The following is a 9,881-nucleotide window of genomic DNA, read 5'->3' as shown; positions in this document are numbered from 1 at the left end:
ACAACGTGAAGGTGAAGGTGGAGCTGATCGTTCCGATCGCGATGGAAGAGCAGGTCCGCTTCGCGATTCGCGAAGGCGGCCGCACCGTCGGCGCCGGCGTCGTCACCAAGATCCTGAAGTAAGTCGTACCGACCCCCGCGAGCCCGGACCGGGTTCGCGGGGGTTTTTGTCCCCGAAGCACGCTGCCGGAAAATAGTTCTCGGTATGTGTTGCACAGGGGTTCAGGGGTCGATATAATTCGCGCCCCTTAGTTCCCCGTTGATCATCCGATCTGCGGGTTGTTCTTTAAGACTTGAGTGAGAGCATGGCCGCAACCAGCCAATCGATTCGCATTCGGCTCAAAGCCTTCGATCATCGTTTGATCGACAAATCGGCCCGCGAGATCGTTGAAACAGCGAAGCGCACCGGTGCCGTCGTTCGTGGCCCGATCCCGCTTCCGACCCGCATGGAGCGCTACACCATCCTGGTGTCGCCGCATGCTGACAAGTCGGCTCGTGATCAGTACGAAATCCGTACGCACAAGCGCCTGATGCAGATTATCGACCCGACGGAGAAGACCGTGGACGCCCTGTCCAAGCTCGATCTCCCGGCCGGTGTCGAAGTCCAGATCCGCGTCAACTAAGGCGAGGAGCAGACCATGACCATCGGTATTGTTGGGCGCAAGGCGGGCATGACCCGCGTGTTCACGGAAGCGGGCGATTCGATCCCGGTCACCGTGATCGAGTGCACTCCCAATCGCGTTACTCAAGTCAAGACTGTGGAAACCGACGGCTATCGCGCCGTTCAGGTCACCGCAGGCGAAAAGAAGTCCAGCCACGTTTCCAAGCCGCTCGCGGGCCACTACAAGAAGGCCGGTGTTGCTGCGGGTCGCGGCCTCTGGGAGTTCCGTCTGAATGACGGCCAGGGCGACGAGCTGGCGCCAGGCGCTGAAATCACGGTCACTTCGTTCGAAGGCGTCAAGGCCGTCGACGTGTCGGGTGTCAGCATCGGCAAGGGCTTCGCCGGCGTTCAGAAGCGCTGGAATTTCGGCGGCGGTCGTGCCAGCCACGGTAACTCGCTGTCGCATCGCGTGCCGGGCTCCATCGGTCAGCGCCAGAGCCCGGGCAAGGTCTGGAAGGGCAAGAAGATGGCCGGCCACATGGGCTCGGACAACATCACGGCCCTGAATCTGGATGTGGTTCGCATCGACGCCGAGCGCAATCTGCTGCTCGTCAAGGGCGCCGTGCCCGGACACAAGGGTGCCGACGTCGTCGTGCATCCGACGGTCAAGTAAGAAGCATTCGGACGAAGCAATGGATATCCAACTCCACTCAAGCAACAGCACGCTCGCCGTTGCCGATACCGTGTTCGGTGTCGACTACAACGAAGCGCTCGTGCATCAGGTCGTGACGGCCTATCTGAACGGCGGTCGCGCCGGCACGAAGGCCCAGAAGTCGAAGGCCATGGTTTCCGGCGGCGGCAAGAAGCCGTGGAAGCAGAAGGGCACGGGTCAGGCGCGTGCAGGCTCGATCCGCAGCCCGCTGTGGCGTGGTGGCGGCAAGACGTTCGCCGCCGTGCCGCGTGACCACAGCCAGAAGGTCAACAAGAAGATGTATCGCGGTGCCATCCGTTCGATCATTTCCGAGCTGAACCGCAATGGTTCGCTGATCGTCGCCGACTCGTTCACGGTGGAAGCCGCGAAGACGAAGTCGCTGGTCGAGAAGCTGAACACGGTCGGCGAGAGCGACATCCTGATCGTCACCGATACCGTCGACCACAATCTGTTCCTGTCGGCGCGCAACCTGCACCGCGTGAACGTCGTCGACGTCAACGGCATCAACCCGGTTTCGCTGCTGTCGTTCAAGAAGGTGCTTTTGACTGCCCCGGCGGTCAAGAAGCTGGAGGCCTGGCTGTCATGAGCAAGTTGAAGATCTCGGGCGAGCGCCTGCATCAGCTGATTCTGGCGCCGGTGGTCTCGGAAAAGAGCACGCGCGTTGCCGAAAAGCAGAACGAGGCCGTGTTCAAGGTGCTTCGCAACGCGAAGAAGCCAGAAATCAAGGAAGCGGTCGAAAAGCTGTTCAACGTCAAGGTTGAGGCGGTTCGTACGCTGAACGTCAAGGGCAAGATCAAGCGGTTCGGCGGTTCCGTCGGCGTTCGTTCCGACTGGAAGAAGGCCTACGTCACGCTCGCCGCAGGTCAGGAAATTGATTTCCTGGCTGGTTCCAACAGCTAATCGGAGCGACGAGAAATGCCTCTCCAGAAAATGAAGCCGACCAGCCCAGGTCGCCGTCATGTGATCTCGGTGACGCACCCGGAGCTGTTCAAGGGTCGTCCGTACGCGCCGCTGCTCGAGTCGAAGAGCTCGAACGGTGGTCGCAACAACCATGGTCACATCACGACGCGTCATCAGGGCGGCGGTCACAAGCAGCACTATCGCCTGATCGATTTCAAGCGTGACAAGGATTCGATCCCGGCCAAGGTCGAGCGGATCGAATACGATCCGAATCGCAGCGCCCACATCGCTCTGCTGCTGTACAAGGACGGCGAGCGTCGCTACATCATCGCGCCGAAGGGCGTGAGCGTCGGCGATGCGATCCAGTCGGGTTCCGATGCGCCGATCAAGCCGGGCAACAGCCTGCCGATCCGCAACATCCCGGTCGGTTCGACGATCCACTGCATCGAGCTTCGCCTCGGCAAGGGCGCGCAGCTGGCGCGTTCTGCCGGTGCTGCCGTGCAGCTGGTCGCCCGCGAAGGCGAATACGCGACGGTGCGTCTGCGTTCCGGCGAAATGCGCCTGGTTCACAGCGAATGCCGTGCGACGCTCGGCGAAGTTTCCAACAGCGAACACAACCTTCGCCATTACGGCAAGGCGGGTGCCAAGCGCTGGAAGGGCATTCGTCCGACCGTCCGTGGTGTCGTCATGAACCCCGTCGATCACCCGCACGGTGGTGGTGAAGGCAAATCCGGTCAGGGCAATCCGCATCCGGTGTCGCCGTGGGGCCAGAAGGCGAAGGGTCTCAAGACTCGCAACAACAAGCGGACGGAGAAGTTCATCGTCCGTAGCCGCCACAAGAAGTAGTACGCGTTTTTCTGCACGAATTCTGAGAGCACGTCATGTCGCGTTCCGTCAAGAAAGGTCCTTTCATCGACCACCACCTCGCAAAGAAGGTGGCCGATGCCCAGGGCAGCCGTGTCAAGAAGCCGATCAAGACCTGGTCGCGCCGTTCGATGGTGACCCCAGACATGGTCGGTCTGACCCTGCAGGTCCATAACGGTCGTCTGCATGTTCCGGTTTTCATCACCGAGAACATGATCAGCCACAAGCTGGGCGAGTTCTCGCCGACCCGTACGTTCAAGGGCCACACGGCCGGCGACAAGAAGTCGGCCTAAGGAGCGAACCATGCAGACGCAAGCCGTGTTGAAGTTCGTTCGCCTGTCCCCGCAGAAGGCTCGCCTGGTTGCTGATCAGGTTCGCGGCCAGAAGGTCGATCAGGCGTTGAATCTCCTGAAGTTCTCGCGCAACCGCGCGTCGGGGATCATCCGCAAGGTTCTCGAGTCGGCCATCGCCAACGCCGAGAACAACAACGGTGCCGATGTCGACGAACTCAAGATCTCCGAGATCTTCGTCGATGAAGGCCCGACCATGAAGCGCATCCGTCCGCGTGCCAAGGGCCGCGCCGATCGCATTCTGAAGCGCACGAGCCACGTGACGATTCGCGTCTCCGACGGCATCAAGGGTTAACGGGAAGAGTATTCATGGGTCACAAAATCAATCCGAATCTGTTCCGTCTTGGCGTCTCGACGCAGTGGACGTCGAACTGGTACGCAGAGCGCGGTGCCTACGGCGACAATCTGAACAAGGATCGTCTCGTCCGTGAGTTCCTGTTCAAGAAGCTGGCGCAGGCGTCGGTTTCGCGTGTTCAGATCGACCGTCCGGCGAAGTCGGCGCGCGTCACGATCCACACGGCGCGTCCGGGCATCGTGATCGGCAAGAAGGGTGAGGACATCGAGAAGCTCCGTCAGGAAGTCTCGAAGATCATGACCCTGAAGCCGGATTCCGTGCACATCTCGGTTGAAGAAATCCGCAAGCCGGAACTCGATTCGAAGCTGATTGCCGAAAGCGTTGCGCAGCAGCTCGAGCGTCGCATCATGTTCCGCCGCGCGATGAAGCGTGCCGTGACCAATGCGATGCGCCTGGGCGCCGGCGGCATCAAGATTCAGGTGGGTGGTCGTCTGAACGGCGCTGAAATCGCGCGTACCGAGTGGTATCGCGAGGGTCGCGTGCCGCTTCACACGCTCCGTGCTTACATCGACTACGGCACTGCCGAAGCGAAGACGACCTATGGCGTCATCGGTGTCAAGGTCTGGGTATTCAACGGCGAAGTGTTTGAAGCCGATCGCCAGACCTCCAGAAAGGATGAAGGCGCCGAGCAGGCGTCCGTCTAGTCCTGTCACCACACCCAGTCTCTAGGAGAGCGCTGCCATGATGCAGCCCAAGCGAACCAAATTCAGAAAGCAGCAGAAGGGCCACAATCGTGGCCTGGCGCAGAACGGCAACAAGGTGTCGTTCGGCGAATTCGGTCTGAAGTCGACGGAGCGCGGTGCGCTGACCGCTCGCCAGATCGAAGCTGCCCGCCGTGTCATCACCCGTTACGTGAAGCGCGGCGGCAAGATGTGGATCCGGATCTTCCCGGACGTCCCGGTCACCCGCAAGCCGCTGGAAGTTCGAATGGGTTCGGGCAAGGGCAACGTCGAATGGTGGGTCGCCAAGATCCAGCCGGGCAAGATGCTGTATGAGCTCGAAGGTGTGAGCGAAGTCGATGCGCGCGAGGCATTTAAGCTCGCTGCCGCAAAGCTGCCGGTCAAGACCACCTTCGTGCAGCGCACGATTCTGTAAGCAAGCAGTGGCCTGTGGTTCCTGGTTGACTTCCAAGTCGTTCAGTAGCCACCCACCACTAGTCACTGGAAAAGAGTTATGAAGACCACCGAATTTGTGAAGACGCTGCGGGACAAGTCCCCGGCGGATCTGAAGACCGAGCTGGCGGCGCTGCGCAAGGAGCAGTTCAACCTGCGCATGCAGGCGGCTGTCGGTCAGCTCACCCAGTCGAATCTGGTGCATGACGTCCGCAAGAAGATTGCGCGCGTCAAGACCATCATGCAGCAGCAGGCCCAAAAGCAGGCGAAGGCGTCATGAGCGAAGTGAATGAAGTGGTGGCGACCCAGCGTCGCATCGTGGGTCGCGTGATCAGCAACAAGATGGACAAGACCATCACGGTTGCCGTCGAGCGTACGGTCAAGCATCCGCTGTACGGGAAGCTGCTGCGCAAGACGACCAAGCTGCACGCGCACGACGAGAACAACCAGTGCCACGAGGGCGACCTCGTTGCCATCGTCGAAACCCGTCCGCTGTCGCGTTCGAAATTCTTCCGCCTCGTGGAAGTGCTCGAGAGCGCCAGCGAACTGCAGCAGCGTGAAGCTGCCGCCAAGGCCGGAGTCTAAGCGCCATGGTCCAACAGGAATCAATGCTGGTGGTCGCTGACAACAGCGGCGCCAAGATCGTGCAGGTCATCCAGGTCAAGGGTTCGACCCATCGCCGCTATGCCTGCGTCGGTGACCTGATCAAGGTGACCGTCAAGGACGCGATCCCGCGCGGCAAGGTCAAGAAGGGCGAAGTGCATGACGCCGTTGTTGTCCGCACCAAGAAGGGCGTACGTCGCTCGGACGGCTCCACGATCCGCTTCGACACGAACGCGGCCGTGCTGCTGACGACCAAGCTGGAACCGATCGGTACCCGTATTTTCGGACCGGTGACCCGCGAGTTGCGCGAGCGGTACATGCGCATCATCTCGCTGGCTCCTGAAGTCCTCTGAAGTCGTAGGCCATAGCAATGCGCAAGATCAAGAAAGGCGACGAGATCATCGTCATCACCGGCAAGGACAAGGGTCGTCGTGGCACCGTGTCCGCCGTTCAGGATGACGGCAAGATCATCGTCGAAGGCCTGAACCTGGCCAAGAAGCACCAGAAGGGCAACCCGCAGGCCGGCGTCAGCGGCGGGATCGTCGAGAAGGAAATGCCGATCGATGCGTCCAACGTCATGCTCTTCAACGCGAAGACCGGCAAGGGCGACCGCGTCGGCTTCAAGTTCGTCGGTGAAGGCGATGCCAAGCGCAAGGTTCGCTTCTTCAAGTCGAATCAGGAAGTTCTCGACGCCTAATTTGCAGTAGTTGCTGGTGACCAGCGAACAGTGCGGCATCGATGCCGACCTCGCCAGAATCAGCCACAGATAACGGAAACAGAGTCATGGCCGCCAATTTGCAGACGCACTACCAGAACACCGTCGCACCGGCACTTCGCGAAAAGCTGAAGTGCAACGCGATGGCGACCCCGAAGATCACCAAGATCACCCTGAACATGGGCGTGGGCGAGGCGACCTCCGACAAGAAGGTCATCGAGCATGCCGTTGCCAACATGACGGCGATCGCGGGCCAGAAGCCGGTGGTCACCAAGACCCGTATCTCGATCGCGGCGTTCAAGGTGCGCGAGAACTATCCGGTCGGTGTGAAGGTGACTCTGCGCAGCCAGCAGATGTACGAATTCCTGGAGCGTCTGATCTCGATCGCGCTGCCGCGCATCCGTGACTTCCGCGGTCTGAAGGCCAACGGCTTCGATGGCCAAGGGAACTACAACTTCGGCATCACCGAACAGATCATCTTCCCGGAAATCGACTACGACAAGGTCGATGCGATCCGCGGCATGAACATCACGATCACCACCACGGCGAAGAACGATGAAGAGGGCCGCGCGCTCCTCGACGCATTCAGCTTCCCGTTCCGCAAGTAAGACCGAGTCCGAAACATGGCCAAGACCAACATGCTGGAGCGCGAGAAGAACCGCGCTGAACTTGCCAAGAAGTTCGCCAAGAAGCGCAAGGCGCTGAAGGCGACCATCGTCGATCCGAACGCGTCTTACGACGACAAGATGGCGGCCGTCGAGAAGCTTCAGAAGCTGCCACGCGATTCGAGCCCGATTCGCCAGCGCAACCGCTGCAATGTCACGGGTCGTTCGCGTGGTGTCTACCGCAAGTTCGGCCTGTCTCGCACCAAGCTCCGTGAAGCTGCCTCGCGCGGCGAGATCCCTGGCTTGAAGAAGGCGAGCTGGTAAGAATCTGCACCAGTTGTCGGCGAGGCATCGCGATGCATCCTGCGATGGACCACCGGCCAACCCCCACTGGAATGAATTGAATGAGCATCAACGATCCCATCGGTGACTTTCTGACCCGCATTCGCAACGGTCAGCAGGCCCGCAAGAAGTTCATCACCTCGCCGTCGTCGAAGCAGCGTGAAGCCATCGCCGCGGTGCTGAAGGATGAAGGCTACATCGGCGATTTCTCGGTTGCGACCGAGGGTCAGAAGAAGAAGATCACCGTGACCCTGAAATACTTCCAGGGCAAGCCGGTCATCGAGCGTCTCGACCGTGTCAGCAAGCCGTCGCTGCGCATCTACAAGGGCAGCGATGAGCTGCCGCGTGTGCTCGCCGGTCTCGGCGTGGCGATCATCTCGACGTCAAAGGGCATGCTGAGCGACCGCAAGGCGCGCGAAGCGGGTCAGGGCGGCGAAGTCGTCTGCATCGTCGCCTAAGGGAGAGCAGAAACATGTCACGAGTTGCAAGAATGCCGGTGACGATTCCGGCTGGCGTCGAGTTCAAGAGCTCCGCCACTGAATTGAGCGTGAAGGGCGCGAAGGCAAGCCTGTCGCTGCCGCTGCCGAAGGAAGTCAAGGTCGAGTTCAACAACGGTGTCGTGACCGTCGCCGAGGAGTCGATCAAGGCGTCGCCGGCGATGTCGGGCACAGTTCGCGCGCTGTTGGCGAGCATGGTGCTTGGCGTGACCAAGGGTTATGAAAAGAAGCTGACGTTGGTGGGTGTCGGTTACCGCGCAACGCTGACCGGCAAGAAGCTGAACCTGGCGGTGGGTCTGTCGCATCCGGTCGATTTCATGGTGCCGGATGGCATCACGATCACCGTCCCGACGCAGACCGAGGTCGTGATCCAGGGCGCTGACAAGCGGCTGGTCGGTCAGATTGCGGCGACGCTGCGCAGCCACCGCCCGCCGGAGCCTTATAAGGGCAAGGGCGTTCGCTACTCGGACGAGAAGATCGTTCTGAAGGAAGCGAAGAAGAAGTAAGGAGTGAAGCAGCGGTCAGCATCGAGATCTTCGTGATCGTTCGATGCCCGGCCGCTCGGTCGGTCACTGAAATTTGTCATTGGAACTAGTGTTATGAGCCCGAAGAAAGAATCCCGTCTGCGCCGCGCGCGCCGGACGCGCGCCAAGATCGCCGAACTGGGTACGAATCGCCTGTCGGTGCATCGCACGCCGCGTCACATTTACGCGCAGATCATCGCGGGTGATGGCGGTGTGACCCTTGTTGCTGCGTCGACTGTCGAGAAGTCGGTGGCCGAAGGCCTCGATGCCACCGGCAATGTCGATGCTGCCAAGAAGGTGGGTGCGACGATCGCCGAGCGCGCCAAAGCGGCCGGTATCACGAAGGTCGCATTCGACCGTTCGGGTTTTCAGTATCACGGCCGCATCAAGGCGCTGGCCGACGCCGCCCGTGAAGCTGGTCTGGAGTTCTAATTAAATGGCAAACCCGAACTACAATTTCGACGATTCGCAGAGCGGCGACTTCAAGGAGAAGCTGGTTGCTGTCAATCGCGTCTCCAAGACGGTGAAGGGCGGCAAGCAGTTCACTTTCACCGCGTTGACCGTGGTTGGCGACGGTTCCGGTCGAGTCGGCTTCGGCTACGGCAAGGCGCGCGAAGTGCCGGTTGCCATCCAGAAGGCGATGGAAAAGGCACGCAAGAACATGATCTCCGTCGAGCTCAAGGGGCTGACGCTGCAGCACGAGATCTGGGGTGTTCACGGCGCGACGCGCGTGTTCATGAAGCCCGCCTCGGACGGTACTGGCGTCATCGCCGGCAGCGCGATGCGCGCAGTGTTTGAAGTGGCTGGCGTGCAGAACGTGCTGGCGAAGTCGTTTGGTTCGCGCAACAAGATGAACATGGTTCGCGCGACCGTCGATGCGCTGCAGAAGCTGAACCAGCCGTCCCTGATCGCTGCCAAGCGTGGCAAGACGATCGAAGAAATCCTCGGCTAATTCAACGAGACCCGTCATGACCGCGAACAAGCAACTCAAAGTCACCCTCGTGAAGAGCGTGTTCGGCCGCCTGCAGGCGCACCGCGCGTGCGTCCGGGGCCTCGGTCTGTCGCGCATGCACCAGTCGGTGCAGATCGCGGCAACGCCGGAAAATCTGGGCATGGTCCGCAAGGTCGGATTCATGCTGAAGGTCGAAGAGGTTTGATTCCGTGCGGGCGCTACGCCCGCCGTGGATCAATCGCTCGTTGTCGAATCACGTTTTCTGATCTGAATTCCTGGATAGTGCTGCTATGAAACTCAATACGATCAAGCCTGCCGATGGCGCCAAGACTGAGCGCGTCCGTGTCGGTCGCGGCATCGGCTCCGGCATCGGCAAGACTGCGGGCCGTGGCCACAAGGGTCAGCGCGCTCGCAAGGGTGGCCGAGGCAAGATCGGCTTTGAAGGCGGCCAGATGCCGATCCAGCGTCGTTTGCCGAAGCGCGGCTTCAACTCCGCGATCGGCAAGCTCACCGCCGAAGTTCGGCTCTCGGATCTCGAGAAGATGTCGGCGACGGAAATCGATCTCGCTGTGCTCAAGGCCGAAGGCGTCGTGCAGTCGCAGATTCTGCAGGCGAAGCTGATCAAGTCCGGTTCGCTGACCCGCAAGATCACGATCAAGGGCGTTGGCGTCACCAAAGGTGCGCGCGAAGCGATCGTGGCGGCTGGCGGTAACGTCGCAGAATAAGCAGTCCCCGTTTTCCGACTCGTCA

General features: G+C 60.6%; 22 protein-coding genes. All 22 read left to right on the top strand.

Features of this window, described 5'->3' with window-relative positions:
• The coding region (locus QZ951_RS19725; protein ID WP_293003720.1) for a hypothetical protein at positions 1 to 122 on the top strand (122 nt) is incomplete at its 5' end.
• Between the two features lie 182 nt (positions 123 to 304).
• A complete protein-coding gene (gene rpsJ, locus QZ951_RS19720) occupies positions 305 to 622 on the top strand; it encodes a 30S ribosomal protein S10 (protein ID WP_022978588.1) in 318 nt (105 codons plus the stop codon).
• Between the two features lie 15 nt (positions 623 to 637).
• Positions 638 to 1,273: a 50S ribosomal protein L3 gene (rplC, locus tag QZ951_RS19715; RefSeq protein ID WP_293003714.1), complete on the top strand. Its 636-nt coding sequence runs from the start codon at positions 638 to 640 to the stop codon at positions 1,271 to 1,273.
• 19 nt (positions 1,274 to 1,292) lie between these two features.
• Positions 1,293 to 1,898, top strand: a complete 606-nt coding sequence (gene rplD / locus QZ951_RS19710) for a 50S ribosomal protein L4 (RefSeq protein WP_293003712.1) — start codon at positions 1,293 to 1,295, stop codon at positions 1,896 to 1,898.
• Between the two features lie 11 nt (positions 1,899 to 1,909).
• Positions 1,910 to 2,212 carry a 50S ribosomal protein L23 gene (gene rplW, locus QZ951_RS19705; protein WP_366943996.1) on the top strand — a complete coding sequence of 101 codons (303 nt, stop codon included), beginning with the start codon at positions 1,910 to 1,912 and terminating at the stop codon, positions 2,210 to 2,212.
• A 15-nt stretch (positions 2,213 to 2,227) separates the two neighbouring features.
• On the top strand, positions 2,228 to 3,058 hold the full coding sequence (gene rplB / locus QZ951_RS19700; RefSeq protein ID WP_293003708.1) for a 50S ribosomal protein L2: 831 nt from the start codon (positions 2,228 to 2,230) through the stop codon (positions 3,056 to 3,058).
• A 35-nt stretch (positions 3,059 to 3,093) separates the two neighbouring features.
• Positions 3,094 to 3,369 carry a 30S ribosomal protein S19 gene (rpsS, locus tag QZ951_RS19695; protein WP_293003706.1) on the top strand — a complete coding sequence of 92 codons (276 nt, stop codon included), beginning with the start codon at positions 3,094 to 3,096 and terminating at the stop codon, positions 3,367 to 3,369.
• A 10-nt stretch (positions 3,370 to 3,379) separates the two neighbouring features.
• Positions 3,380 to 3,721 carry a 50S ribosomal protein L22 gene (gene rplV / locus QZ951_RS19690; RefSeq protein WP_293003703.1) on the top strand — a complete coding sequence of 114 codons (342 nt, stop codon included), beginning with the start codon at positions 3,380 to 3,382 and terminating at the stop codon, positions 3,719 to 3,721.
• Between the two features lie 14 nt (positions 3,722 to 3,735).
• Positions 3,736 to 4,425 (top strand): 30S ribosomal protein S3, encoded by a 690-nt coding sequence (gene rpsC / locus QZ951_RS19685; RefSeq protein ID WP_293003701.1) that lies wholly within the window; start codon positions 3,736 to 3,738, stop codon positions 4,423 to 4,425.
• Positions 4,426 to 4,462: 37 nt separating this feature from the next.
• Positions 4,463 to 4,876, top strand: coding sequence for a 50S ribosomal protein L16 (gene rplP, locus QZ951_RS19680; protein ID WP_293003699.1), 414 nt, complete (start codon positions 4,463 to 4,465; stop codon positions 4,874 to 4,876).
• Positions 4,877 to 4,954: 78 nt separating this feature from the next.
• Positions 4,955 to 5,173: a 50S ribosomal protein L29 gene (gene rpmC, locus QZ951_RS19675; RefSeq protein WP_293003696.1), complete on the top strand. Its 219-nt coding sequence runs from the start codon at positions 4,955 to 4,957 to the stop codon at positions 5,171 to 5,173.
• The gene (gene rpsQ / locus QZ951_RS19670; protein WP_293003694.1) at positions 5,170 to 5,478 is read left to right on the top strand and encodes a 30S ribosomal protein S17; all 309 of its coding nucleotides are present in this window, start codon (positions 5,170 to 5,172) and stop codon (positions 5,476 to 5,478) included. Before rpmC ends, rpsQ begins: the two co-directional genes overlap by 4 nt.
• A gap of 5 nt (positions 5,479 to 5,483) precedes the next feature.
• Complete coding sequence (gene rplN / locus QZ951_RS19665; protein ID WP_293003692.1) at positions 5,484 to 5,849, top strand: 50S ribosomal protein L14; 366 nt, start codon at positions 5,484 to 5,486, stop codon at positions 5,847 to 5,849.
• A gap of 17 nt (positions 5,850 to 5,866) precedes the next feature.
• Positions 5,867 to 6,193, top strand: coding sequence for a 50S ribosomal protein L24 (gene rplX, locus QZ951_RS19660; protein WP_293003690.1), 327 nt, complete (start codon positions 5,867 to 5,869; stop codon positions 6,191 to 6,193).
• A gap of 86 nt (positions 6,194 to 6,279) precedes the next feature.
• Positions 6,280 to 6,819, top strand: a complete 540-nt coding sequence (gene rplE / locus QZ951_RS19655) for a 50S ribosomal protein L5 (RefSeq protein ID WP_293003688.1) — start codon at positions 6,280 to 6,282, stop codon at positions 6,817 to 6,819.
• A 15-nt stretch (positions 6,820 to 6,834) separates the two neighbouring features.
• Positions 6,835 to 7,140: a 30S ribosomal protein S14 gene (gene rpsN / locus QZ951_RS19650; RefSeq protein WP_293003686.1), complete on the top strand. Its 306-nt coding sequence runs from the start codon at positions 6,835 to 6,837 to the stop codon at positions 7,138 to 7,140.
• Between the two features lie 80 nt (positions 7,141 to 7,220).
• Positions 7,221 to 7,616, top strand: a complete 396-nt coding sequence (gene rpsH, locus QZ951_RS19645) for a 30S ribosomal protein S8 (RefSeq protein WP_293003684.1) — start codon at positions 7,221 to 7,223, stop codon at positions 7,614 to 7,616.
• A 14-nt stretch (positions 7,617 to 7,630) separates the two neighbouring features.
• The gene (gene rplF / locus QZ951_RS19640; protein WP_293003683.1) at positions 7,631 to 8,161 is read left to right on the top strand and encodes a 50S ribosomal protein L6; all 531 of its coding nucleotides are present in this window, start codon (positions 7,631 to 7,633) and stop codon (positions 8,159 to 8,161) included.
• A gap of 93 nt (positions 8,162 to 8,254) precedes the next feature.
• Entirely contained in the window at positions 8,255 to 8,611 is a 357-nt protein-coding gene (gene rplR, locus QZ951_RS19635) for a 50S ribosomal protein L18 (RefSeq protein WP_293003681.1), read from the top strand.
• A 4-nt stretch (positions 8,612 to 8,615) separates the two neighbouring features.
• Positions 8,616 to 9,131, top strand: coding sequence for a 30S ribosomal protein S5 (rpsE, locus tag QZ951_RS19630; protein WP_293003679.1), 516 nt, complete (start codon positions 8,616 to 8,618; stop codon positions 9,129 to 9,131).
• Positions 9,132 to 9,147: 16 nt separating this feature from the next.
• Positions 9,148 to 9,336, top strand: a complete 189-nt coding sequence (gene rpmD / locus QZ951_RS19625; protein ID WP_293003677.1) for a 50S ribosomal protein L30 — start codon at positions 9,148 to 9,150, stop codon at positions 9,334 to 9,336.
• A gap of 85 nt (positions 9,337 to 9,421) precedes the next feature.
• On the top strand, positions 9,422 to 9,856 hold the full coding sequence (gene rplO / locus QZ951_RS19620; protein ID WP_293003675.1) for a 50S ribosomal protein L15: 435 nt from the start codon (positions 9,422 to 9,424) through the stop codon (positions 9,854 to 9,856).
• Positions 9,857 to 9,881 lie beyond the last annotated feature (25 nt).

The organism is Nevskia sp. (assembly GCF_021732705.1).
GTDB lineage: Bacteria > Pseudomonadota > Gammaproteobacteria > Nevskiales > Nevskiaceae > Nevskia.
Note: the sequence above shows the minus strand (reverse complement) of the source record. Positions and strands in the feature narration are given on the sequence as shown.